The sequence below is a fragment of the Streptomyces sp. TRM68367 genome (assembly GCF_014495685.1).
Classification (GTDB): Bacteria; Actinomycetota; Actinomycetes; order Streptomycetales; family Streptomycetaceae; genus Streptomyces.
Map to the genome: position 1 here is coordinate 18206 of NZ_JACTVI010000016.1, position 23077 is coordinate 41282.

The 23077-nt window shown below is 71.6% G+C and carries 21 protein-coding genes and 2 pseudogenes; 9 read left to right on the top strand and 14 right to left on the bottom strand.

What is annotated here, in order from left to right; all coding sequences use genetic code 11:
• Positions 1 to 8: 8 nt before the first annotated feature.
• The 12 genes and pseudogenes from H8R17_RS13615 to H8R17_RS13670 all read right to left on the bottom strand — a co-directional run.
• Positions 9 to 286: pseudogene (locus H8R17_RS13615) on the bottom strand (alcohol dehydrogenase catalytic domain-containing protein); the annotation flags it as partial.
• A 15-nt stretch (positions 287 to 301) separates the two neighbouring features.
• A pseudogene (locus tag H8R17_RS46665) lies at positions 302 to 682 on the bottom strand (3-hydroxyacyl-CoA dehydrogenase NAD-binding domain-containing protein); the annotation flags it as partial.
• Between the two features lie 53 nt (positions 683 to 735).
• Positions 736 to 1962 carry an acyl-CoA dehydrogenase family protein gene (locus H8R17_RS13625; protein WP_187823431.1) on the bottom strand — a complete coding sequence of 409 codons (1227 nt, stop codon included), beginning with the start codon at positions 1960 to 1962 and terminating at the stop codon, positions 736 to 738.
• A 128-nt stretch (positions 1963 to 2090) separates the two neighbouring features.
• A complete protein-coding gene (locus H8R17_RS13630) occupies positions 2091 to 3209 on the bottom strand; it encodes an alcohol dehydrogenase catalytic domain-containing protein (RefSeq protein ID WP_187823432.1) in 1119 nt (372 codons plus the stop codon).
• A 97-nt stretch (positions 3210 to 3306) separates the two neighbouring features.
• Entirely contained in the window at positions 3307 to 4758 is a 1452-nt protein-coding gene (locus tag H8R17_RS13635; RefSeq protein ID WP_187823433.1) for a class I adenylate-forming enzyme family protein, read from the bottom strand.
• Positions 4755 to 5996, bottom strand: coding sequence for an NAD(P)/FAD-dependent oxidoreductase (locus tag H8R17_RS13640; protein ID WP_187823434.1), 1242 nt, complete (start codon positions 5994 to 5996; stop codon positions 4755 to 4757). The genes H8R17_RS13635 and H8R17_RS13640 overlap by 4 nt, the downstream gene beginning before the upstream one ends.
• Complete coding sequence (locus H8R17_RS13645; protein ID WP_031135482.1) at positions 5993 to 6316, bottom strand: 2Fe-2S iron-sulfur cluster-binding protein; 324 nt, start codon at positions 6314 to 6316, stop codon at positions 5993 to 5995. The genes H8R17_RS13640 and H8R17_RS13645 overlap by 4 nt, the downstream gene beginning before the upstream one ends.
• A 23-nt stretch (positions 6317 to 6339) precedes the next feature.
• Positions 6340 to 7539, bottom strand: a complete 1200-nt coding sequence (locus H8R17_RS13650; RefSeq protein WP_187823435.1) for a cytochrome P450 — start codon at positions 7537 to 7539, stop codon at positions 6340 to 6342.
• Positions 7536 to 8066, bottom strand: a complete 531-nt coding sequence (locus H8R17_RS13655) for a cupin domain-containing protein (RefSeq protein ID WP_187823436.1) — start codon at positions 8064 to 8066, stop codon at positions 7536 to 7538. The genes H8R17_RS13650 and H8R17_RS13655 overlap by 4 nt, the downstream gene beginning before the upstream one ends.
• Before the next feature lie 127 nt (positions 8067 to 8193).
• Entirely contained in the window at positions 8194 to 8736 is a 543-nt protein-coding gene (locus tag H8R17_RS13660; RefSeq protein ID WP_316959392.1) for a MarR family transcriptional regulator, read from the bottom strand.
• Positions 8737 to 8758: 22 nt separating this feature from the next.
• Positions 8759 to 9607 (bottom strand): fumarylacetoacetate hydrolase family protein, encoded by an 849-nt coding sequence (locus H8R17_RS13665; protein ID WP_187823437.1) that lies wholly within the window; start codon positions 9605 to 9607, stop codon positions 8759 to 8761.
• On the bottom strand, positions 9604 to 10182 hold the full coding sequence (locus tag H8R17_RS13670) for a carboxymuconolactone decarboxylase family protein (RefSeq protein WP_187823438.1): 579 nt from the start codon (positions 10180 to 10182) through the stop codon (positions 9604 to 9606). Before H8R17_RS13670 ends, H8R17_RS13665 begins: the two co-directional genes overlap by 4 nt.
• 81 nt (positions 10183 to 10263) lie before the next feature.
• On the opposite strand from H8R17_RS13670, the gene H8R17_RS13675 reads away from it, so the two are divergent.
• From H8R17_RS13675 to H8R17_RS13695, 5 genes are all read left to right on the top strand, one after another.
• Entirely contained in the window at positions 10264 to 11148 is an 885-nt protein-coding gene (locus H8R17_RS13675) for a VOC family protein (protein ID WP_187823439.1), read from the top strand.
• A gap of 49 nt (positions 11149 to 11197) precedes the next feature.
• Positions 11198 to 12778, top strand: a complete 1581-nt coding sequence (paaZ, locus tag H8R17_RS13680) for a phenylacetic acid degradation bifunctional protein PaaZ (protein ID WP_187823440.1) — start codon at positions 11198 to 11200, stop codon at positions 12776 to 12778.
• A 494-nt stretch (positions 12779 to 13272) separates the two neighbouring features.
• Positions 13273 to 13692, top strand: a complete 420-nt coding sequence (gene panD, locus H8R17_RS13685; RefSeq protein ID WP_187823441.1) for an aspartate 1-decarboxylase — start codon at positions 13273 to 13275, stop codon at positions 13690 to 13692.
• Between the two features lie 28 nt (positions 13693 to 13720).
• Complete coding sequence (locus tag H8R17_RS13690; RefSeq protein ID WP_187823442.1) at positions 13721 to 14065, top strand: GNAT family N-acetyltransferase; 345 nt, start codon at positions 13721 to 13723, stop codon at positions 14063 to 14065.
• Positions 14066 to 14172: 107 nt separating this feature from the next.
• Entirely contained in the window at positions 14173 to 14811 is a 639-nt protein-coding gene (locus tag H8R17_RS13695; protein WP_187823443.1) for an aspartate/glutamate racemase family protein, read from the top strand.
• 454 nt (positions 14812 to 15265) lie between these two features.
• Here H8R17_RS13695 and gndA read toward each other — a convergent pair whose 3' ends face one another.
• Positions 15266 to 16705, bottom strand: coding sequence for an NADP-dependent phosphogluconate dehydrogenase (gene gndA / locus H8R17_RS13700; protein ID WP_187823444.1), 1440 nt, complete (start codon positions 16703 to 16705; stop codon positions 15266 to 15268).
• 329 nt (positions 16706 to 17034) lie between these two features.
• Here gndA and H8R17_RS13705 point away from each other — a divergent pair, with 329 nt between their 5' ends.
• Positions 17035 to 18279 (top strand): peptidoglycan DD-metalloendopeptidase family protein, encoded by a 1245-nt coding sequence (locus H8R17_RS13705; RefSeq protein ID WP_187823445.1) that lies wholly within the window; start codon positions 17035 to 17037, stop codon positions 18277 to 18279.
• Here the strand turns inward: H8R17_RS13705 and H8R17_RS13710 are convergent.
• A complete protein-coding gene (locus tag H8R17_RS13710; RefSeq protein WP_187823446.1) occupies positions 18269 to 19456 on the bottom strand; it encodes a DMT family transporter in 1188 nt (395 codons plus the stop codon). The genes H8R17_RS13705 and H8R17_RS13710 overlap by 11 nt on opposite strands.
• A 232-nt stretch (positions 19457 to 19688) precedes the next feature.
• Here H8R17_RS13710 and H8R17_RS13715 point away from each other — a divergent pair, with 232 nt between their 5' ends.
• The 3 genes from H8R17_RS13715 (at position 19689) to glgC (ending at position 22978) form a co-directional block, all read left to right on the top strand.
• Positions 19689 to 20477 (top strand): (2Fe-2S)-binding protein, encoded by a 789-nt coding sequence (locus H8R17_RS13715; RefSeq protein WP_262505232.1) that lies wholly within the window; start codon positions 19689 to 19691, stop codon positions 20475 to 20477.
• 37 nt (positions 20478 to 20514) lie between these two features.
• On the top strand, positions 20515 to 21684 hold the full coding sequence (gene glgA, locus H8R17_RS13720) for a glycogen synthase (protein WP_187823447.1): 1170 nt from the start codon (positions 20515 to 20517) through the stop codon (positions 21682 to 21684).
• Between the two features lie 73 nt (positions 21685 to 21757).
• On the top strand, positions 21758 to 22978 hold the full coding sequence (gene glgC, locus H8R17_RS13725; protein ID WP_187823448.1) for a glucose-1-phosphate adenylyltransferase: 1221 nt from the start codon (positions 21758 to 21760) through the stop codon (positions 22976 to 22978).
• Positions 22979 to 23077 lie beyond the last annotated feature (99 nt).

Sequence of the window (23077 nt, forward strand, 5' to 3'; positions counted from 1 at the left end):
TGACCTTCACAAACAGCACGCCAGTTGCGGACCAAGAAGTCCCCGGGCGCGACGTCGGTGACGCCCTCACCGACCGACTCCACCACCCCGGCGGCCTCATGTCCCAGCAGGAAGGGGAGTCGTCGCTGATCCCGCCCTGCGTGTAGTGGAGGTCGGTGTGACACACCCCGCAGGCCTGGACGCGCACCATCGCTTCGCCCGGCCCCGGTTCGGGCACGACGACGGTCTCCACCCGCACCGGTGTCAGAAGTGAGGGGACGATCTCCACGAGGTCCAGCACCGGCACCGGGTTGAAGAAGTGGACCCCGATCACCTGGTGCGGGCGTGCGGTGGCCATGCCCAGTTTCATGATGGGGAGGGAGGAGGTGTTCGACGCGAGCAGCGCGTCCTCCCGGGTGACGACCCGGTCCAGCTCGGCGAACAGCTCGACCTTGACCTTCTCGTCCTCCGCCGCCGCCTCCACCACCAGGTCCCGGTCGGCCAGTTCCGCAAGGTGCGTGGTGACCCGCACCCGGTCGAGGGCGGCGTCGCGTTCCGTTCCGGAGAGCTTGCCGCGTCGTACGCCGCGCTCCAGCGAAGTGGCGATCCGGGACCGGCCGGCTCCGGCCGCGCCCGCGTGCACCTCGTGCACCACCACGTCCAGCCCGGCCCGGGCGCAGACCTCGGCGATGCCCGCGCCCATCAGGCCGCAGCCGACGACCCCGACCCGGCGGATGCCGGGCCCTGGCGCGTCGCTCACCGGAACGCCGCCTGGCCCGTCAGTGCCTGCCCGATCATCAGGGTGTGCATCTCCACGGTGCCCTCGTAGGTGAGGATCGACTCCAGGTTGTTGGCGTGCCGGATCACCGGGTACTCCAGCGAGATGCCGTTGGCGCCGAGGATCGTCCGGGCGGTGCGGCAGATCTCCAGTGCGGTACGGGTGTTGTTGAGCTTGCCGTGGCTGACCTGCTCGGGGCGAAGTCCGCGGTCGTCCTTGATGCGGCCGAGGTGGAAGGCGAGCAGCGTGCCCTTGGCCAACTCGACGGACATGTCGGTGAGTTTGGCCTGAGTCAGCTGGAAGGAGCTGATCGCGCGGCCGAACTGGACCCGGTCGCCCGCGTAGGCCAGCGCCGCCCGGAAGGAGGACCGCGCGGCTCCCATCGCTCCCCACGCGATGCCGTACCGCGCCTCGTTGAGGCAGGACAGCGGCCCGCGAAGACCCCGTACCTCCGGCAGCACGGCGGATCCGGGCAGTCGTACCGAATCCAGCACGAGTTCGCTGGTCACCGAGGCCCTCAGGGACATCTTGTGCTTGATCGCGGGGGCCGAGAAGCCCGGGGTGTCGGTCGGGACAACGAAGCCGCGCACGCCGTCGTCCGTACGGGCCCAGACGACGGCCACATCGGCCACCGAGCCGTTGGTGATCCACATCTTGCGCCCGTCGAGGACCCAGTCTCCCCCACTCCCGGCTCCGCTCGAGCGGGAGGTGCCCCCACCGTCGCGGCGCGCCGCGGTGCGCATGCTGCCCGGGTCGGAGCCGGAGTCGGGCTCGGTGAGGCCGAAGCAGCCGATGGCGGTCCCTGCGGCGAGGCGGGGCAGCCACTCCGCCCTCTGCTCCTCCGAGCCGAAGGCGTGGATCGCGTACATGGCCAGCGAGCCCTGGACCGAAACGAGGGAGCGCAGTCCGGAGTCGGTCGCCTCCAGTTCCAGGCAGGCGAGACCGTAGTCGACGGCGCTCATGCCCGCGCAGCCGTAGCCCTCCAGGTGCATGCCGAGCAGGCCGAGTTCGCCGAGTTCCTTGGTCAGGCCACGGATGTCCTCGATCGCGCCCTGCTCGAACCACTCGGCGATGTGGGGCTCCACGCGCCGGTCGCAGAACGTGCGAACGGCGTCGCGGACGGCGCGCTCGTCCGGGGTCAGCAGGCTGTCGAGTTCGACGAGGTCGAGAGGGTCGGCCGGGCGTGGGGCGTGCTGGGCGTGCATCAGGTGTCTCCAGGCTTCGGGAGGTTACGAGGTGAGGAGGTCGCCGGTCAGGGGAGTACCGGCGGCCTCCGGCTGGTGGCAGGGAGGTATACCGGCGGCCTCCGGCTGGTGGGAGGCCGCCGGGTGGCTCACGAGGCGCCGGTCGGGCTGATGATGAAGTTGCTGAAGCCGCCGTTGCGCCGGGCGATGCCGCCGATGGCGTCGTTGACCTGTTCCAGCGGGAAGACCTGGTGCTCCAGCGGCCCGAGGTCCAGCAGACCAGCCTCCACCATGTCGGCCATGGCCTGGCCCTCGCCGGAGGTGAACCAGGCCGATCCGATCAGCCGCAGCTGCTGGTCCATCATCCGGTGGATGTCGACGGGCAGATCGCCGGCGACCGCGCCGATGTTCACCGCGATGCCGCCGCGTGCCATCGCCCGCATGCCGGCCAGGAACGTCTCGTGCGGAGCGCCCGGGCCGAGCGCGTCGATGTAGATGTCGGCGCCGTAGCCGTCGGTCTCCCCGCGGACCCAGTCGTCGAGCGGGCCGTCGTCCAGGGCGTGCAGCCGCAGGCGTCCGTCGGCGAGCTTGCCGACCTGGTCGAGCAGGCCCTTGTCGCGACCGGTGCCGTAGACGTGGGTCAAGCCCATGGCGGGGGCGAGGAGTGCGGCGCCGATGCCGAGGGTGCCGCTGATGCCGTTGACCAGGATCGTCTTGCCCGGACCGGCCCCGGCCTTGCGGAGGGCGGAGTACATGGTGCCGAGGTAGCCGAAGCGGGCCGCCGCCTCGAACGACAGCACGTCCGGCAGCTTCACCAGGGAGTACGCGGGCGCCACCATGTATTCGGCGAGGCCCCCCTGGTAGCGGTCCAGTAGGTCCAGGGCGGTCGGCGAAAAGCCGAAATATCCGGCGAAGGCGTAGCTGGCGCAGTTGATCGAGTCCTCGTTGCGGCAGGAGCGACACGACCCGCAGGAACGGCCCGGGTTGACGTACACCCGGTCGCCCGGCTTGAACGCCTGGACACCCGGGCCGACGGACTCCACCACACCCGCGGGGTCGAGACCGAAGATGGCCGGCAGGGTCGGCAGGGGACTGTGCGGGAACCAAGTCGTCCACATGTTCAGGATGTTGGCGAGGTTCGGAACGATGTTGACGGCGTGGACGGCCACGCGGACGTCACCGGGGCCGGGCTCGGGAACGGGCAGTTCCTCGATCCTCATCGGCTCGCCGACGGCGTGCATCCGCGCGGCTCGCATGGTCGCACTCATGGCGTCTCCTCGGGTTCGGCTTCGGGTTCGGCTTCGGGTACGGCTTCGGGAGACGGCGCCAACGGTGGTGCGGCCTCTGGGAGTTGTGGAGGGTGGGTCAGTTGTCCAGCAGCGTCGTCAGCCGCGCGCGCTGCAGCTTTCCGGTGGCCCCGCGGGGCAGGGCGGGCACGACGCACAGCCGCCGGGGCCACTTGTGCCGGGCGAGCCTGCCATCGAGGTGGGCACGGATGTCGTCCAAGGTGGGGCTGCCGGAGTCGGTGACCAGGAAGGCGGTCACGAGCTCGCCCCAGACCGGGTCCGGCGCCCCGGAGACCGCGACTTCGACGACACCTGGGAAGTCGGCGAGCGCGTTCTCGACCTCGGCGGGATCGACGTTCTCCCCGCCGGTGATGATGGTGTCCTTGAGCCGCCCGACCACCGAGAGCCTGCCCTCCGCGTCGAACAGCCCCCGGTCCCCGGTGTGGAACCAGCCCGCGCGGTCGGTCACGGCCGTCGGCCCGGCAGCGGTCCAGTAGTCGGCGGCCACCGACGGCCCGCGCACCCAGATCTCGCCGGGCGTGTCCGGCGGGACGGGCGACCCGGCAGCGTCGACGACCCTCAACTCCACCTGCGGGACGGGTGCTCCGGTGGAGTCGGCCGGCTCGTCGGGCGCGGAGTACGTCACCCCGGCCGCGGTCTCGGTCAGGCCGTAGGAGTTGACCACGCCGACCCCGCGGGCCCGGAACTCCTCGCGGGTGGCGGTCTGGGCGGGTGAGCCGCCGGACAGGATCCACCGCAGGGTGTCCAGGTCCTGGCTGCCGAACCGGGGGTGGCGGGCCAGCAGGGCGGACATGGCCGGTACGGCGAAGGCGCAGGTGACCTTGTGGTCGCGTACCAGGTCGACGAACAGGTCCGGATCGAAGCGCGGGGCCAGGATCACCGTGCCGCGCCTCGCCCATGTGTACTGCGGAAGCCCGCCCAGTACGGCGACATGCGCCAGCGGGGTGGAGACGAGCGCGGTGTCGTCTGCGCCGAAGGGCAGCCGCGCCAGCCCGCCCACCATGCTCCAGTACAGGTTGTCGTGGGTCAGTGCGACGCCCTTGGGACGGCCGGAGGTGCCGGACGTGAACGCGATGATCGCGATGTCGGAGCCGACCGGGGTGGTGTGCGCGACAGCCTCGGGTCCGTCGTTCTCGGGATGCAGTTCCCCCCAGGCCAGGCGGAGACCGGAGACCGTCGGAAACGTCTCGTCGGCGACCAGGGCCGTCGGGCCGGTTTCCTCGTACACGACGGCGAGTTCGCCCTCGGTCGCCTGCGGGTGCAGCGGTACGAGCACCGCCCCCATCCGCGTCACCGCGAACAGCGTGATCAGCGCCTCGGGCCGGGCCGCCCCCTGCATCACCACCCGATCGCCCTTGCACACCCCGAACTTGTCGAGCCGGGCGACGGTGCGCCGTACCGCGAGGTCGAGTTCGGCGTAGGTCCAGGTCCGGTCCTCGAAGACGAGGGCGGTCCGGGAGCCGGCCTCGGCCGCGCTGACGGCGAGGTGCGCGCCGAAGGTGCCGGTCATGCCCTCACCTCCGCGGCCCGTCTGGCTCGGGCGAGCGCGCCGAGAGTCGTTCCCGCGAGGTCGGCGGCCGACACCGGCGTTCGCCCCTCCAGCAGCCGACGGGCGGCCAGGTGCTCGGCGGGCCAGTTCAGCGTCTCCACAGCCACCAGCCGGTCCGCGCGGAAGGCGTACGCGGCCAGCCGCTCAGGGGATTCGCCCGGCACCAGCAGTACGTCGTCGGAAGCAGAACGCAGCCCCGCGATCTGCAACTTGACGTCGCCCTGGTCGCTCCAGAACCACGGCAAGCTCTCGTACACCGCGGGTGACCCCGCGATCCGGCGGCCCACCAACGTCCCCTGGTCGATGGCGTTCTGCACGGACTCCAGCCGCACCAGTCCCTCCGCGTGCGGATGGGGATGCCGGGCGCAGTCGCCGACGGCGGAGACCCGCGGATCGGTGACCGAGCGCAACTGCTCGTCCATGACCACGCCGTCGGCCACTTCCAGCCCGGCCTCCCGGGCGAGTTCGTCCCTGGGTACGGCGCCGATGCCGTAGACCACGAGGTCGGCGGGCAGAACGCCGTGCGAGGTGACGACCCGCTCGACCCGTCCCGCGCCTTCGAGGGCCTGTACGGCAGTCCCGGTGAGGACCCGGACACCGGCGCGCTCATGCCGTTCCCGCAGTCGCGGTTCCAGCTGCGGCGACACGGCCCGGCTGAGCAGCCGGTCGGCCAGTTCCACGACGGTCACCCGGGCGCCGCGGGCCAGGGCGACCCGGGCCAGCTCCAGTCCGATGAACCCGCCGCCGACGACCACCACGTCACGGGCCGTCTCCAGCGCCCGGCCGATCGTCAGGGCGTCGTCGAGGGAGCGCAGGGCATGGACGCCGGACAACTCGGCGCCGGGGACGGGCAACCGACGGTTGCTCGCGCCCGTCGCCAGCACCAGGTGGTCGTAGGAGAGACGGGTGCCGGCCCGGGTGAGGACCGTGCGGGCCGCGGTGTCGAGGGCGACCACCTCGTCCCCGAGGCGGATATCGATGTCCCGCTCGCCGTAGAAGGGCTCCGGCACCAGCTCGACGCGCAGGCCGTCCGGGTCGGTGTGCGCCTTCTTCGACAACGGCGGGCGCTGGTACGGCAGATGGGGTTCCGCGGCGAACACGGTGACGGGACCGTCGTAGCCGGATGCGCGCAGCGTCGAGACGACGCTGAACCCGGCCTGCCCGCCGCCGACGACGACCACGCCCGCTGGGCTCGTCATACCTGCTCCTCGGGCACGTGGACGACCAGTCCGTCCAGGGCGTCGGAGAGCTGGATCTGGCAGCTGAGCCGGCTGGTGGGCCGGCGTTCGGCGGCGGTGAAGTCCAGCATTTCGTCCTCGACGTCGCCCGGCGGGCCCACCAGCTCGGACCGGTCCTCGGCGACGTAGACGTGGCAGGTGGCGCAGGAGGCGTTGCCTCCGCACTCGGCGACGATGCCCTCGACGCCGTTGGAGACGGCCGCCTGCATGAGGACGGTCCCCGACTCGGCGGTGACCTTGCGTTCGGTCCCGTCGGGCGACCGGAAGATGACGGTGGGCATGAAGTTCTCCCGATGGGGACGGCTCAGGGGGTTTGCCAGGTGACGTGCAGCGAGGTGAGTCCGCGGAACACCCAGCCGTCCATGCGGTCGTCCTGGTCTGCGACGAGGCGCAGTCCCTTCAGACGGCTGAAGACGAGGGGCCAGGCGATCGCGCTGACCTCGTGGCGGGCGACCCACGCGCCCATGCAGAAGTGGGGTCCGCCGCCGAAGGCGAGGTGGGGGCGGTGCGGTCGGTCCAGGTCGAACTCGTCGGCCCGCTCGAAGACCGACTCGTCGCGGTTGCCGGAGGCGATGACGAGGGCGACGCGGCTGCCGGCGGGCAGGGTGACGCCGGCGATCTCGTAGTCCTGGGTCAGCTGGCGGGGATACATGCCGATCGGGGAGATCCAGCGGGCCGTCTCCTCGAAGACCCGCTTCCAGGACGCCGGGTCCTTCAGCACCCGCTCCAGCGCGTCGGCGCGTTGCAGCAGCGCCCAGGCGCCCACGCCGAAGACGTCGCGCGGCTCGTTGACGCCTCCGCCGATGATGACCTTGATGTTGTTCTGGATCTCGGCGAGTTCCACCGGCTCGGCCGCGTGGACCATGGAGGAGATCACCGAGCCGTCCGGCTCGCGGCGCACGGCCTCGGCCGTCTCGGCCACCGCTTCCTCGATGGCCCGGGTCGCTTGCTCCGCGCGGAGCCAGAGGTCGGGGTCGTCGGCGTAGTTGCCGTTGCCGGCCATCATCGCCCGCGACCAGTCGGCGATGTCGTCGGCGCTCGCGTTGCGCAGGCCCAGCACCAGGGCCAGGTTGGCGGCGGCGAGCGGCTCCGCGAAGTCGGCGATGAGGTCGGCCTCGCCGCGGCCCTCGATGCGGTCGAGCAGTTCGTGCGCGGTGCGCTCGAAGGCGCCGGCCCACAGGTCGCGGACCTGGCGGGGGCGGGTGGGCGGTTCGGCCGCGGCCCGCAGGCGCCGGTGCTCCGGGTCGTCCTCGCGGAGCATGTTCGGGCCGACCGTGCGCAGCAGCAGCGAGCCCTCCTCGCGGGAGCTGAACACCTCGGGGAGCTTCTCGGCGCGGACGATGTCCTCGTACCGGGTCAGCAGGTGGCGGCCGACGGACGGGACCCAGGCGAGCGGTGCGGTGCGGCGCAGCTCGGCATAGGAGGGATACGGGTCGCGGCGCAGCTCGGCCAGGTCGAGCTCGACGACGGGCGCGCCGGGCGCTGCCGTCGTCAGGGGGCTCATGACGTGCCGCCCGCACCGATCAGGACGAAGAACGCCGTGGCGGGCTCGGTGCCGTTGTTGCGCCAGGCGTGGCGGGTGGCGTTCTGCACGACGATGTCGCCGGGCCCCAGGACCGCGGTCTCCCCGCCGTCCAGGTCGAGGACCAGCTCTCCGGAGAGCACGAGGCCGTAGTCCACGGTGGGCGTCGTGTGCATGCCCGGGTTGTCCGGTTCGAAGAGCTCGGCGAGACCGGGGCTGAACTCCAGCTGCTCGGCCGCCGCGGCAGCGGGGTCCCAGCTGGGGTCGGCGTAGACACTGGCCGGCGGGAAGGTGACGGTCAGCGCGACCGTCTCGCCCGGCGCGGGTACGAAGGACTCCAGGGATGCCGTCGGATCGGCCGACGGGACGGCGGGAGCCGCCGTATTCCACACGAGGGAGCGGGCGAAGCCGGGGGTGTGCACGGACCGACTGGTGCGCGGCGGCTCGCCGTCGCTGACGATCACGGGCTTGCCGCTCGGGCTGACACCGGTGATGACTCGACGGACCATGATTCTCTCCCTTGAGAAACCAACCTACTGTTAGATGTTTGACGGTAAAGGTTCTAACTGGTTTCGGCGGTCGTGCTACGGCGGCTCCGAGCACGAGTCGGTGGACGGCCGGTTCCCCGGGGCCCGGTCACTCCGCGGGCGGGGTCTCCTGGTTCACCAGAGTACGCAGCAGATGCACCAGCTCACTGAGCTGGTCATCACGGAGTACGCCGGTCCAGGCGCGCTCGCGCTTGGTCTGGGCCTCGATGGCCTGCCGCAGCGTCTCGCGACCTTCCGAGGTCAGCTCGACGAACAGCTGACGGCGGTCGGACTCGACGCGTTCGCGGGTGACCAGGCCCCGGCTCTCCAGGGTGGTCAGCGCGCTCGAGATGCTGGCACGGGTGGATCCCGAGACCCGGCCGATGTCCTGCTGGCCGAGCGGGCCGTAGATCCACAGGGCGTTCAGGATCCTGAAGCCCGCCCAGGTCAGGCCCAGGGGCCGGTGGACGTGCTTCTCGAAGTCCTTGGTGAGCCGGGCCTCGAGACGGGTGAGGTCGGTGACCATCTCGATCGCGTCGAGGTCCCGGGAATCGGTCGTGCCCAGCTCACGATGGTGGTGGCGCAGCAACTCCGAGAACTCCCGGGTCCGGCTCGCGGGGGCGCTCCCCGTCTCGCGCACGATGTCCGTCACGGTCTCCCGCCCTTCCCTCTGCCTAGCCGGCGACGACCGGATTGACCATAGTGCCCACGCCCGTGACCTCGGTGCGCAGGACCTTGCCCTCGGTCAGGTACAGCCGCGGGGTGCGGCGGACGCCGCAGCCGGCCGGGGTGCCGGTGAAGATCAGGTCGCCCGGTTCGAACGTCACCCGCTTCGACAGCCAGGCGATCAACGCGGGCACGGGGAAGATCAGGTCCGAGGTGCGGCCCCGCTGCACTTCGAGGTCGTCGACCCAGCCGGCCACCTCGATGTCGTCCGGGTTCTCGAACTCGTCGACGGTCACCAGGTACGGGCCGATCGGGCTGAAGGTGTCGTACGACTTCGGCAGCGTGAACTGGTTGATCGGCTTGCGCCACTGCTCGCGGCGGTCGCTGATGTCCTGCCCGGCGGTCACTCCCGCGACGTACGACCAGGCGTCCGCCTCGGAGATGTTCTTGCCGGTCCTCCCCATGACTGCGACGAGTTCGGCCTCGTAGTCGACCTTGTCGTACTGCGGCTCGACCACGATCCGGTCGTAGGGACCGACGACGGACGAGGCGAACTTCGCGAACACCGACGGCTCGTCCGGCACGGGGAGGTTGGACTCCTCGGCGTGTGCCCGGTAGTTGAGGGCCACCCCGATCGCCTTGTACGGCTTGGCGACGCGGCCCAGGTCGCGCGGGTCGAACGGCTTCCAGTCCGCCTCGTCGGCACGCTCGGCGAGCGCGCGCAGCTCCTCGTGGAGGGAGAGGTCGGACAGGACCTCCAGGCGCGGCTCGATCGCACCCTTGCCGGCGTCCGCGATGTCGAGGGCGCGGTCGCCCTGCACGAGGACGGGACGGCCGGCGAGGTTGGCGAGCTTCATGCGGGCACTTCCTTCTGGTGGGGCTGCGGGAGGGGGAGTGCGAGCTCGCCCTCCGTCCGGACGCCGAGCGTGTTGATGACGGTGGCGATGGTCAGGTACTGGCCGACGGTGTAGAGGACGTCGATGACCTGCTCGACAGTCAGGTGGGCGGTCAGCCGGTTCCACAGCTCGTCGTCGACGCCCTGGCGGTCGACGAGCGAGTCGGTGGCGGTGAGCAGCACCTGGTCGAGGTCGTCGAGCCCGCCCCACGCGCCGGTCGCGGCGGCCAGGATCGTCTCGTCGGCAAGGCCCGCGCGGCGGGCGATGCGGACGTGCTGGTCCCACTCGTAGGCCGCCTGCGCCCGGGCGGCGATCCGCAGGATCATCAGCTCCCGGGACTTCAGCGGCAGGGTGTTCTTGCCCAGCACGTGGTTGCTGAAGACGAGGTAGCGGCGCAGCGCGTCCTCGTGGTGGGCCAGGGTCGCCCAGATCGCGTAGATCCGGCCGTCCTGATCGCGGTACGGCGCCAGTGACGCCAGCGTCTTCTCCTGCAGGTCGGCCTCGTCGACGGGCTGCAGGCGGGGCTTCTCCGGCATCGGAGTCCTCCTCGGCTCGATGACGGCAACGTATTCGTCAGAGCCTTGACCGTCAAGGGTCTAACAAATATTGTCCTCGGCATGACGATCCAGAGCCTTGGTTACGTAGGGATCGGCGCGCCCGATCCGACAGCGTGGGCGGAGTACGCCCGCACGGTGATCGGCCTCGCGGTCGAGCCCGGGGCTGCGTCCGACAGCGGCTCTGCCGCGGGCGAGGGGCCCGTGCGCTATCGCCTGCGGATGGACCAGCATCCGTTCCGCATGTGGCTGGCGGAGGCGGAGACCGGTGGTGTGACGGTCATCGGCTGGGAGGTCCGTGACGGGGCGGCGATCGACGCGCTGACGGTGCGGCTCAAGGAGGCCGGCGTCGACGTCACGGCGGGCACCGAGGAGGAGTGCCTGGAACGTCAGGTGACCCGCATGGTGCACTTCGGCGGCCCGCTCGGTATCCGCACCGAGCTGTTCTGCGGCCGCCGCCTGGCCCCCAGCCAGTTCGTGTCACCGCTCGGCGTCGACTTCGTGACCGGGGAGCAGGGGCTCGGGCACGTCGTGATGAAGACGCCGCACGTCCAGGAGGCGATCGACTTCTACTGCGACATCCTGGGCTTCCGGCTCAGCGACACCGCCGACTACCCCTGGGGCACGTTCTACTTCCTCGGCTGCAACCCTAGACACCACAGCGTCGCCTTCATCCGCTCGTACAAGAACGAGGGCACCCACCACATCCTGTGCGAAGTGACCAGCCCGGAGGAGGTCGGCCGCGCCCTCGACCGCACGCGCGAGCACGACGTCGAGCTCATGGCCACACTCGGCAAGCACGCCAACGACGGAATGTTCTCGTTCTACATGAAGTCGCCCGCCGGCTTCGGCATCGAGATCGGCGCGGGCGGCGTGCAGGTCGACGAGAGCACCTGGGTCAGCCGTACGTACACGGCCGACATCTGGGGTCACCACCCGGTCCCGTAGTCCGACTTCGCGTCCCTCGACCCCTCTGAAAGAAAGCGGGCCGTACCCCATGCTTCTCGAGAGCTATCTGCAGGACACCTGGGTCGCGCCGTCTGCCGACGACGCAACGGCAGTTGACGTGCATGACGCCGTCACCGGTGAGACGGTCTGCCGCGTCTCCTCCCAGGGCCTCGACCTCGCGGGCGCGTTCGACCACGCGCGCCACGCCGGCGGCCCCACGCTGCGCGCGCTGAGCTTCCACCGACGGGCCGACCTCCTGGACGCGCTCGCCGCGGCCGTCCGCGCCCGCCGTGAAGAGCTGTACGCCCTCTCGACCCGCGCGGGCGCCACCCTCAACGACGCCCGCTACGACGTCGACGGCGGCATCCGTGTCCTGCGCGACTACGCGGCCCGCGCCCGCACCGAGCTGCCGGACGCGCCCCACCTCGTGGAAGGCCCCGCCGAACGCCTCGCCCGGGGCGAGGACTTCCTGGGCGTCCACCTCGTCAGCCCCTCCCCGGGCCTGATGCTCCAGGTGAACGCCTTCAACTTCCCGGTGTGGGCGCCGCTGGAGAAGCTCGCCCAGGCCCTGCTGGCGGGCATGCCCAGCGTGGTGAAGCCGGCCACCCCGACTGCGTACCTCACCGAGCACCTGGTCCGGATCGTCACCGACGCCGGCGCCCTGCCGCCCGGCGCCCTGCAGATGGTCGCCGGTTCGGTGCGCCCGGCCCTCGGCCTGCTCGGCGAGCAGGACGTCCTCTCCTTCACCGGCTCCGCCGCCACGGCTGAAACGCTGCGCACACACCCCAACCTGGTGGCCCGTTCCGTCCGCTTCAACGCCGAGGCCGACTCCGTCAACGCCATCGTGCTGGCCCCGGACGTCACGCCGGGTTCGCCGCTGTTCGAGGCGTTCGTGCGCGAGGTGGTGACCGAGATGACCGTCAAGGCGGGCCAGAAGTGCACCGCGATCCGCCGCGTTCTTGTCCCCCGCGAGCACGAGGCCGCGGCGCTGGACGCGATCGCCGCCGAGCTCGCCGGGGTCACCATCGGGAACCCCGCCGCGGAGGGCGTGCGAATGGGGCCGGTCGTCAGCCTCGCCCAGCGCGACGACGTACGACAGGCGGCACGGAAGATCGCCGAGTCCGGACGCTTCGTGCATGGCGACCCCGAGAAGGTGCGCGTGATCGACGCCGACTCCGAACGGGGGGCTTTCCTCGACACCCTTCTCGTCTCCGCCGACCCGGACGCCGCCGCCCCTCACGAGGTGGAGCCGTTCGGACCGGCCGCGACCGTGCTGGCGTACCGCGACACGGCCCACGCGACGGACCTGGTGGCGCGTGGCCGAGGCAGCCTCGCGGCCTCCGTCGTCGGCGACGACCTCGCCTGGACGACCGCCTTCGTCCAGGAGGCGGCCCCCTGGCACGGGCGACTGCACCTGTTGGACTCGACGAACATGGCGCAGACCACCGGCCACGGATCGCCGCTTCCCGCCCTGAGGCACGGGGGCCCCGGCCGGGCCGGCGGCGGATCGGAGATGGCAGGCACCCGTGGTGTCGTGGACCTGATGCAGCGCACGGCACTGCAGGCCTCGCCACGGGTCCTCGACTCGCTGCGGAGCGCCCCGTCGTCATCGCCTGCCGACTACGCCTGACGCCATGCGGGCCGGACGGGCACGGTCCGAACGACATGACCCCGTCGACTGGGTTGCATTGATCAGGCTGGCTTTTCGACGTCACGACGATGCCCTGACTCCCGGTCGCCGGGCAGCCAGGGCAGCATCGGAGCAGTGGTTACGGTGCGCAACCCGACCCGACCCGACCCGACCCGACCCGGCCCGCACCGCCAGCGCCCTCGCGTCCGCCTTCCACGCCAAGGCGACCACGGTACGATCCGCTCAACCTCGGACCGTCCCCGAACCACCCGAAACGATCACTCCGGAATCAAGCCGGTGGATCCGGGCTGAGTCGTGTTGGAGCCGTCGCACTGCTCGATGTCGTGGCAGGCAGTGGGGACCAGCTGAATGGTAAGGAGGCGATTTCCGAGGTACCTGGCGACAGCTGACCGAACATGCGAATCCTTGTAGTCTCCGGAGACCGCCCTTGACCTGCAAAGCAGGCAGGGAGCAGACAACCCGGGAGTTTCGCCATGTTCCGTACCATGTTCAAGTCCAAGATCCACCGCGCCACCGTCACCCAGGCCGACCTGCACTACGTGGGATCGGTGACCATCGACGCCGACCTCCTGGACGCCGCCGACCTGCTGCCCGGCGAGCTGGTGCACATCGTCGACATCACCAACGGCGCCCGGCTGGAGACGTACGTCATCGAGGGCGGGCGCGGCTCCGGTGTCATCGGCGTCAACGGCGCCGCCGCCCACCTCGTCCACTCCGGTGACCTGGTGATCATCATCAGCTACGCCCAGGTGACCGACGCCGAGGCGCGGGCACTCGAACCCCGGGTCGTGCACGTGGACCGCGACAACCGCGTCGTGGCCCTGGGGGCCGACCCGTCCGAGCCGGTGCCGGGCTCGGACCAGGAACGCAGCCCGCAGGCCGTCACGGCCTGACCGACGTACAGGGACCAGGAGCGTGCCCATGAGCGAGATCGACATCCGGGACGACCGGGCGGCGGGCCGCCTGGAGGCGGTGTCCGACGGCGAAGTCGTCGGCCGCGTCGAGTACTTCGTCCTCGACGCCCCCGGACACGCCCTGGTCCCCGTCCACACGATCGTCGAGCCGGCCCACGAGGGACAGGGCATCGCGGGCTCACTCGCCCGCGAGCTGTACGCCCTCGCCGCGCGGGAGGGCATCGCGGTGGCCCCGCTGTGCCCGTACGTCGTCAGGTGGGCCGAACGCCACCCCGACCAGGCCCCCGCCGCCGACCCGGAACTGCTGCGCGCGGCGAAGGACTGGCTGAAGGCACATCCGGAACGCTTCTGACGGCGGGCGGTCCGGCTTCCGGACTCCCTGACTGCCTGGCCCGCCCACCTGACGGCTCCTGGACCGCTCGACCGTCCTGCCCGCCCGGCGGCGGTATCGTCGGCCGCATGCTCGCGCTCCTGCACACCTCACCCGCCCACATCCCGGTCTTCGACGCCCTGCGCGACAAGGACCACCCGGGCCTGACGCTGCGCCACATGGTCGACGAGGAACTGCTGGACCGCGCCCGCGAGGCAGGCCCCGAGGCGGTCGCGGACGACGTGCGCGCAGCGGTGCGCCAGGCCGTCGTCGAGGGGGCCCGGGCCGTGCTGTGCACCTGCTCGACGATCGGCGGCGTCGCGGAGGAGACCGGAGCCGGGGCCGGGGTCCCCGTGCTGCGCGTCGACCGTCCGATGGCGGCCGCGGCGGTGGCCGACGGCCCGCGCGTCGTCGTTCTCACCACCGTGGAGAGCACGTTCGCCCCGACGGTCGCCCTGGTCGAGGAGGAGGCCCGCCGCGCCGGCCGCGCCGCCGAGGTGCGCACCCGCCTCGTCGAGGGCGCCTGGGCCCGCTTCGAGGCGGGGGACACCGAGGGCTGCGCCCGCCTGGTCGCGGCGGCGGCCGACGCGGTCACCGACGCCGACGCGATCGTCCTGGCCCAGGCCTCCATGACCCCGGCCCAGGACCTGACGGCGACCACGACCCCGGTGCTTTCCAGCCCCCGCCCGGGCCTTGCGGCCGGGGCAGCGGCGGCCCGCCTCCCGTAGGGCCACCTGGGCCCCGTACGTCATGCGGTGGGGTGACTGCCGGCGCCGCCGCCGGGTACGCGGGGGAGTAGTCCAGAGCCCAGGTCGACCGACTGGCCGGAGGACAACATGACCAACCCTCACCCGGACCCCGTCCCTCCGGGTCCGACACCGGGCCCGGACCCCAGCCACCCGGAACCACCACCCCCGAGCCCGGTCCCACCCCCCGAACCACCCCCGGGCCCAGGCCCGGCCCCGACTCCGCAACCCCCACCCCCGGGCCCCCGCCCGGTCCCGGACCCCGACCCGTCCCCCATCCCCCCGGGCCCAGAACCCCCACCAAGCCCCGAACCGGGCCCACCCCTCACCTGATTCACCGACCACCGCCCCGCGCCCCAACGGGGCGCGGGGAACTGCGCGACAAGCCACAAACAATGGGCACCCGCACTACAACGGACCCCCCGAGCTCTTAGGCTTAGGCGGACACTTCCGCCCGCTCCCCACCCCACAACGTGTGGAACGACCCCTCCCGGTCCACCCTCCGATACGTGTGCGCCCCAAAGAAGTCCCGCTGCCCCTGCGTAAGCGCCGCAGGCAACCGCTCCGCACGCAACGCGTCGTAGTAGGCCAGCGCCGCAGCGAACCCCGGCGTCGGCACCCCCTGCCGCACCGCCGCGATCAGCACCTCACGCCAGTCGTCCTGCGCCGCCGCGATCTCCGAGGCGAACGTCTCGTCCGACAGCAGACTCGGCAGATCCGGCCGCGAGTCGTACGCGGCCCGGATCCGGTCCAGGAACGCGGCCCGGATGATGCACCCGCCACGCCAGATCGCGGACACCGCACCGAGGTCGATGTCCCAGCCGTACTCCTCCCGCGCCGCGTCGATCTCGTGGAACCCCTGCGTGTACGACACGATCTTCGACGCGTACAGCGCCTGCTCGACCCGGTCGGCAAAGACCCCCGCCTCCGCCTCGCTCAGCGGCGCCGCCTTCGGCCCGGCCAGCCCGCGGGACGCGTCCCGCAGCCCCGCGTGCCCCGAAAGCGACCGCGCGAAGACGGCCTCCGCGATGCCCGACACCGGGACACCCAGGTCGAGCGCGATCTGCACGGTCCACCGCCCCGTGCCCTTCTGCTCCGCCTGGTCCACCACCACGTCCACGAACGGCTTGCCCGTCGCCGCGTCCACGTGCGACAGCACCTCGGCCGTGATCTCGATCAGGTAGGAGTCCAGCCGCCCGGTGTTCCACGTGCGGAAGATCTCCGCGATCTGCGCGGGCTCGTACCCGGCGACATTGCGCAGCAGCTGGTACGCCTCGCCGATCAGCTGCATGTCGGCGTACTCGATGCCGTTGTGCACCATCTTCACGAAGTGCCCCGCGCCGTCCGGACCGACGTGCGTCACACACGGGGCCCCGTCCGCCGCCTTCGCGGAGATCTTCTCCAGCATCGGGCCCAGCGAGTCGTACGACTCCTTCGGGCCGCCCGGCATGATGCTGGGCCCGTTGAGCGCGCCCTCCTCGCCGCCCGAGACGCCCATGCCGACGAAGTGGATGCCCTTCTCGCGCAGTTCACGCTCCCGGCGCCGGGTGTCGGCGAAGTGCGCGTTGCCGCCGTCGATGATCATGTCACCGGGCTCCAGCAGCGGGGCGAACTCCTGGATCACCGCGTCGGTCGGCTCACCGGCCTTCACCATGACGACCAGACGGCGCGGGCGCTCCAGCGCCGCCACGAAGTCCTTGGCGGTCTCGGCCGCAATGAACTCGCCCTCGCTCCCGAACTCCTCGACCAGGGTGCGGGTGCGCGCTGGAGTCCGGTTGTGCACCGCGACCGGGTAGCCGTTGCGGGCGAAGTTGCGCGCGAGATTGCGGCCCATGACCGCCAGACCTGTGACGCCGATCTGCGCTTTTGTGCTCATGGGGTGGGCTCCTAGTTGCCTCGGTATCGGTGGTGCCGTGCCCGCCAGTATTGCCCCTCGACCGTCCTGACGTGCCGCCGAGCCGCCCGCACATCGCGTGGCGCGGCGTCGCGCAGGCAGATACGCGCAAAGGGCCGCGCGGTACTCAGCCGACCCGGCGGCCCGCGAACGGCGCGGACGTCGCCCGCCCGGCGCATGCGGCGCACATGCGCAACAGAGGCCGACTCCTCGCCAATTGGTGTCACCAAGCGGCCGATTGCCGCCTTGTCCTGGCCTGTTCGCAGCGCTTACTTTTGCCCCTCCTGACGCATGTCGAGGGGGGCTTCTTCATGGCCGTACGCGGTCGGCACCGCCGGTATCAGCCGAACAGGATCAACCGCGCCTCACTCACCGTCACCGCGGGCGGGGCCGGAATAGCCCTCCCGTTCGTCGGCACCGGCACCGCCCAGGCAGCCGATGCGGACACCTGGAACAAGGTCGCCGCGTGCGAGTCCAGCAACGACTGGAACATCAACACCGGCAACGGGTTCTACGGCGGGCTGCAGTTCACCCAGTCCACCTGGGAGGCGTACGGCGGTACGCGGTACGCGCCGCGCGCGGATCTGGCCACGAAGGACCAGCAGATCGCCGTGGCCGGGAAGGTGCTGGACGGACAGGGACCCGGCGCCTGGCCGGCGTGCTCGGTCCGGGCCGGACTCTCCCGGGGCGGCGAAACGCCCGGCATGCGTCCCGCCGGGACCTCCACCAAGGACGAGAAGAAGTCCGGCAGGACCACCGTGCAGGACGTGCAGCCGCAGAAGACGCCCCAGTCCCGGGCGGGCAGGGCCGAGATGTACACGGTGGTGCGCGGCGACACGCTCTCCGGCATCGCGTCGGACCAGCGGGTCGAGGGCGGCTGGCGGGGCCTGTACGACGCCAACCGGTCGACCATAGGAGCGGACCCCGACCTGATCGTGCCCGGTCAGCACCTCGACCTGCGCGGCGGGCCGGAAAAGGCTTCGCACAGGACACCGCAGAAGGGCGGGAACAAGACCGGCAACAAGGCGGAGAAAACCGAGCAGAAGACCGAGAGGAAGACCGAGAGGAAGGCCGAGCAGCGGACCGAACAGCGGAAGTCCACCGACCGGGCGTCCTCGGACCGCAGCGACAGGGGTACGACGAGGGCACGTGACTTTCTCGTGGCCCCGGTCAGCGCCTCCGTCGGCACGCCGTACCGCCAGGCGGGCTCCGCCTGGTCGAAGGGCTACCACACCGGCGTCGACTTCGCCGTGCCCACCGGAACCTCCGTGAAGGCGGCCGCGGCGGGCCGCGTCGTCAGCGCCGGCTGGGGCGGTTCGTACGGCTACGAAGTGGTGATCCGGCACGACGACGGCCGCTACACCCAGTACGCCCACCTGTCGGCGATCTCTGTGAAGACCGGCCAGACCGTGGGCGCCGGCCAGCGCATCGCCCGCTCGGGCTCCACCGGCAACAGCACGGGCCCGCATCTGCACTTCGAGGTGCGGACGGGGCCCGGTTTCGGATCGGACATCGACCCGGTGGCCTACCTGAGGGCCGGCGGCGTCAGGATGTGACTCCTTCGCGATGCCGGTCAAGGACCGGTAAGGGGACGTACGGGCCGCCGTACAAGGGTCCGTAGGAGTACGCGGAGCCGTCGGTGTCCGGCGGCTCCGCGCCCTCGTGAGCGGGAGACGGCACGAGCGCGTCCTCGCGCAGCGCGGTGACCTGCCGCTGGGGCAGCCCGGCGAGCAGGTCCCCGACCGTCGCCGAGCCTGCGATTCGCGCCTCGACGGCGAGTCCGCCCCGGGGCACCGGCACCCGCTCCGGCACGACGCCCTCCGCCGCGAACCGCGCTTGCCTGCCCGATCCCGTCGGCACGCCTTCCGCGCCTACGAGAGCGGCGTCCGCCGGCTCCGCCTGCGTCCGGGCGATCCGCTCGGTCGTCAGCAGGATCAGTCCACCGGCCGCCACGACCCCGCAGCTCAGGGCGAGCGCCGTGCCCGTCGTGCCGTAGCGGAAGGTCTCGCCGAACATCGTGATGCCGACCACGGCCGCCACCACCGGGTTCACCACCGTCAGCGTGGCCAGCGGGGCCGCGAGACCGGCACCGCGGTAGGAGGCCTGCGACAGCAGCAGTCCGGCCGTGGCGAACACGCCGATCGCGGCCAGGGACGGCAGGTCCGCGGCCGACACGCCGCCGGTCCAGTCGACCGCGACCGTCTTGGTGAACACCGAGGACATGCCGAAGGCGATACCGGACGCCGTCGCGAGCAGCATGCTGCGCACCGCTGGATGCCGGTGCGCCGCCCGGCCCGCGACCATCAGCGCCACGACCAGGCCGCCGCTGACCAGGCCCACGGCCACCCGCTGGGCGGAGTCGAGCGACCGCGCGTCGGACGCGGCGACCAGCGACAGCAGACCCGCCAGGCCCACCGTCGCCATGATCGCGCCCCGCCAGGCCGTCGCGCCCGCCCTGCGGCCCACGATCAGCGCCGCCATCGGCAGCGCGAACACGATGGTCAGGGCGCCCAGCGGCTGGACCAGGCTGAGCGGGCCGTAGGCGAGCGCGACCACGTGCAGCAGTCCGCCGAGCCCGATGAGCGCCACCGCCGCCCACCAGGCCGGCCGGTGCAGCGGCGCGTAGTGTTCGCCGGGCGAGGACACCGCGACCCGCTCCTGCACGATCGCCCCGCCCGCGTACGCGACCGCGGAGACGAGCGAGACCAGGACGGACAACGCGAGGGCGCTCATCGGCTGCTCCTCTGCGGGAGGCGGGGGCGAGGCCCGGTCACAGGACCCTGCCTGATCCGGCGCGGCGAACGGTCGGCTTTCATAAACCAACACGATGCCGCGTCCGGTTCTTCCCGTCGTCGTCCCTGAGCAGTCAATACGTCGTACCGCCGATGGAGTACGACGCCTCGTACCTCCTCCCCTGGAGGGGGGACGACGACCGGCCACCTCCTGCTCCGGTATTCCGCCGGGCTTGGTACTACTGCTCTTCGTGGACCTCGACCCCGATCTCGCCGCCCTCCGCCCGCTCGGCGGCTTCTTCGTCCTGCGAACGGTCCCAGGCACGGCAGGAGCACCCCATGGCACGACAGGAGCCCTGCGCGGCCCGCTGCCGGCCCTCGCGCAGGCCTACGAGGGAGCGGAATCGGAACGTTATGGCGATTCCATCGCTTTTCGTGTCGGCAAGGTAGCGGACGCCCTCCGCGCGCCGGAACCGCGTGTCGCGGCGTCTGTGGCCCACCAGGGGCTCGCGGCCCGCCTGTGGTCGGTGGCGCTCGGGTGCGCCGCCCTGTATGGCCGCGTACCGGACCTCGGTCCGCGGCTGCTGCACTGGGACCCCGACGCCGGCGCTCCTGACGACCTGTGGCTGTCCGGCGTCCGGCCCCTGCCCGGCGACGCGGCGACGCTGGCCGGCACCGTGCTGGACGATCACCTCGAACCGCTCACGGCCACCCTGCGCGTCCGCTACCGCCTCGCCTCCGGCCTGCTGTGGGGCAACGCGGCCTCCGCGCTCGCTGGCGCCGCCCGGCAGCTCGACGGCTGGGCGCGGGCGCACGGCCGTACGGACGCCGCCGCCCGGGCCCGCTCCCTGAGCGCCGATCTCCTCGCCCACCCCCGGCTGGCCGGAACCGGCACCCTCACCGGCACCGCCTTCCGGCGCCGCAGCTGCTGCCTGTACTACCGCGTGCCGGGCGGAGGCGTCTGCGGCGACTGTTGCTTCCCACGACCCCCGCGGTCTTCCCCGCGCGCCGCATCTGGGTGACCATGAGAGGGATCAACCACGAGACAGGGGGTTCCGGGTGCGTGTGGGACTGTTGACCCGGGAGTATCCCCCGGACGTGTACGGCGGCGCGGGCGTCCACGTCGAGTTCCTCGCCCGGGAGCTCGTCCCCCTCGTCGACCTCGACGTGCACTGCTGGGGCGAGGGCCGCGCACCGGGCGTGCAGCGGCACCGGCCCTGGAGCGCGCTCGACACCGCCAACGACGCGCTGCGCACCTTCTCCGTGGACCTCGCCATGGCCGCCGCCCTCGAAGGCCGCGAGCTCGTCCACTCCCACACCTGGTACGCCAACCTCGGCGGCCACATGGCCAAGCTTCTGTACGGCATCCCGCACGTGATGACCGCCCACTCCCTGGAGCCCCTGCGCCCCTGGAAGGCCGAGCAGCTCGGCGGCGGATACACCCTGTCCAGCTGGGCCGAGCGCACCGCGATCGAGGCTGCCGACGCGGTGATCGCGGTCTCCGGCGCCATGCGCGAGGACATCCTGGGCTGCTACCCGGCGCTGGACCCCGCCAGGGTGCACGTCGTGCACAACGGCATCGACACCGGCCTGTACCAGCCCGACCACGGCACCGACGTCCTGCGCCGCATCGGCCTCGACCTCGCCCGCCCGTACGTCCTGTTCGTCGGCCGCATCACCCGCCAGAAGGGCGTGCCCCACCTGCTGCGCGCCGTGCGGGACCTCGACCCGGCCGCCCAGGTCGTGCTGTGCGCGGGCGCCCCGGACACCCCGGAGATCGACCGCGAGTTCCGCGACCTGTTCGACGAGCTGAGCCGGGTGCGCGAGCACGTGCACTGGATCCCGCAGATGCTGCCGCGTCCCGAGGTGATCCAGCTCCTGACGCATGCCGCGGTGTTCGTCTGCCCCTCGGTGTACGAGCCGCTGGGCATCGTGAACCTGGAGGCGATGGCCTGCGGCACACCCGTCGTGGCCTCCCGGGTGGGCGGCATCCCCGAGGTCGTGGACGACGGCAAGACGGGGCTGCTCGTGGACGTGAACGATGACGACGGCGCCTCCGAGACCTTCGAGGCGGGCCTCGCGCGGGCGCTGAACGAGATACTCGGCGACCCGGAGGCGGCCCAGCGGATGGGCGAGACCGGCCGGGAACGAGCGGTCGGCCAGTTCGGCTGGGACGCGGTCGCCCGCCGCACGGTCCGGCTCTACGAGGAGATCCTCAAACAGACGTAGGACGCGAGGAGATTCTCGCTTAGTCGGCCCTGCTCAGGGGCAGGCATGGATCAACGGTGTGAGGGGAGCGGCCATGCGTCGTGGTGGTCCTTCGGTGCTCGGTATCGTCCTGGCAGGCGGCGAGGGCAAACGCCTGATGCCCCTGACCGCGGACCGGGCGAAACCCGCGGTCACATTCGGCGGAACGTATCGCCTCGTCGACTTCGTCCTGTCCAACCTCGTCAACGGCGACATCCTGCGCATCTGCGTGCTCACCCAGTACAAGTCGCACTCGCTGGACCGGCACATCACCACCACCTGGCGGATGTCCAGCCTGCTCGGCAACTACGTCACCCCCGTCCCGGCCCAGCAGCGCCTCGGCCCGCGCTGGTACCTGGGCAGCGCCGACGCGATCCTGCAGTCACTCAACCTGATCTACGACGAGCGGCCGGAGTACGTCGCCGTGTTCGGCGCCGACCACGTCTACCGCATGGACCCGCGCCAGATGCTCGCCCAGCACATCGACAGCGGGGCGGGCGTGACGGTGGCCGGGATCCGCGTGCCGCGCACGGAGTCGTCGTCCTTCGGCGTGATCACGCCCGGCACGGACGGCCAGACCGTCGAGCAGTTCCTGGAGAAGCCCGCCGACGTGCCCGGCCTCGCCGACGACCCCGGGTCCGTGTTCGCGTCGATGGGCAACTACATCTTCACCACCAAGGCCCTCATCGAGGCGCTCCAGCGGGACGCCGAGGACGAGAACTCCGTGCACGACATGGGCGGCTCGATCCTGCCGCAGCTCACCGAGCGCGGCGAGGCGCAGCTGTACGACTTCAGCTCCGGCCACGTGCCCGGCGAGACCACCCGGGACCAGGGCTACTGGCGCGACGTCGGCACCCTGGACGCCTACTACGAGGCTCACATGGACCTCATCGCCGAGCGTCCCAAGTTCAATCTCTACAACACCAGTTGGCCCATCTACACGCACTCCTACCAGCTCTCTCCGGCCCGCTTCAACGCCGGCGGCATCGCCAGCGAGTCCATCATCAGCGCGGGCTGCCTGATCCGCGGCCAGGTCACCCGGTCGGTGCTCTCACCGGGCGTGGTGGTCGACCCGGGGGCCGTCGTGCAGGGGTCGGTGCTGCACGACAACGTGCACATCGGGCGGGGCGCGGTGGTGCGTGGCGCGGTCCTGGACAAGAACGTCGAGGTGCCGCCGGGCGCGACGATCGGCGTCAACCCCGAGCGGGACGAGGCGCTGTACACGGTGTCCAAGGGCGGCGTGATCGCGCTGGGCAAGGGGCAGCAGGTGCCGTAGACCCCGGCTGCTCCTCGCGAGGTATCCGGAGTCGGGCGAGCAGGTCTCGCACACCACCAGCCTCCTCGCCGACACCGCCGTCGACCTCCCCCGAGGTCT

Excerpts from the sequence above, each read along its gene's own strand:
- H8R17_RS13625 (WP_187823431.1), bottom strand. The coding sequence starts at position 1,962 with ATGCACGCCCAGCACGCCCCACGCCCGGCCGACCCTCTCGACCTCGTC.
- H8R17_RS13630 (WP_187823432.1), bottom strand. The coding sequence starts at position 3,209 with ATGAGTGCGACCATGCGAGCCGCGCGGATGCACGCCGTCGGCGAGCCG.
- H8R17_RS13635 (WP_187823433.1), bottom strand. The coding sequence starts at position 4,758 with ATGACCGGCACCTTCGGCGCGCACCTCGCCGTCAGCGCGGCCGAGGCC.
- H8R17_RS13640 (WP_187823434.1), bottom strand. The coding sequence starts at position 5,996 with ATGACGAGCCCAGCGGGCGTGGTCGTCGTCGGCGGCGGGCAGGCCGGG.
- H8R17_RS13645 (WP_031135482.1), bottom strand. The coding sequence starts at position 6,316 with ATGCCCACCGTCATCTTCCGGTCGCCCGACGGGACCGAACGCAAGGTC.
- H8R17_RS13650 (WP_187823435.1), bottom strand. The coding sequence starts at position 7,539 with ATGAGCCCCCTGACGACGGCAGCGCCCGGCGCGCCCGTCGTCGAGCTC.
- H8R17_RS13655 (WP_187823436.1), bottom strand. The coding sequence starts at position 8,066 with ATGGTCCGTCGAGTCATCACCGGTGTCAGCCCGAGCGGCAAGCCCGTG.
- H8R17_RS13665 (WP_187823437.1), bottom strand. The coding sequence starts at position 9,607 with ATGAAGCTCGCCAACCTCGCCGGCCGTCCCGTCCTCGTGCAGGGCGAC.
- H8R17_RS13670 (WP_187823438.1), bottom strand. The coding sequence starts at position 10,182 with ATGCCGGAGAAGCCCCGCCTGCAGCCCGTCGACGAGGCCGACCTGCAG.
- H8R17_RS13675 (WP_187823439.1), top strand. The coding sequence starts at position 10,264 with ATGACGATCCAGAGCCTTGGTTACGTAGGGATCGGCGCGCCCGATCCG.
- paaZ (WP_187823440.1), top strand. The coding sequence starts at position 11,198 with ATGCTTCTCGAGAGCTATCTGCAGGACACCTGGGTCGCGCCGTCTGCC.
- panD (WP_187823441.1), top strand. The coding sequence starts at position 13,273 with ATGTTCCGTACCATGTTCAAGTCCAAGATCCACCGCGCCACCGTCACC.
- H8R17_RS13690 (WP_187823442.1), top strand. The coding sequence starts at position 13,721 with ATGAGCGAGATCGACATCCGGGACGACCGGGCGGCGGGCCGCCTGGAG.
- H8R17_RS13695 (WP_187823443.1), top strand. The coding sequence starts at position 14,173 with ATGCTCGCGCTCCTGCACACCTCACCCGCCCACATCCCGGTCTTCGAC.
- gndA (WP_187823444.1), bottom strand. The coding sequence starts at position 16,705 with ATGAGCACAAAAGCGCAGATCGGCGTCACAGGTCTGGCGGTCATGGGC.
- H8R17_RS13705 (WP_187823445.1), top strand. The coding sequence starts at position 17,035 with ATGGCCGTACGCGGTCGGCACCGCCGGTATCAGCCGAACAGGATCAAC.
- H8R17_RS13710 (WP_187823446.1), bottom strand. The coding sequence starts at position 19,456 with ATGAGCGCCCTCGCGTTGTCCGTCCTGGTCTCGCTCGTCTCCGCGGTC.
- glgC (WP_187823448.1), top strand. The coding sequence starts at position 21,758 with ATGCGTCGTGGTGGTCCTTCGGTGCTCGGTATCGTCCTGGCAGGCGGC.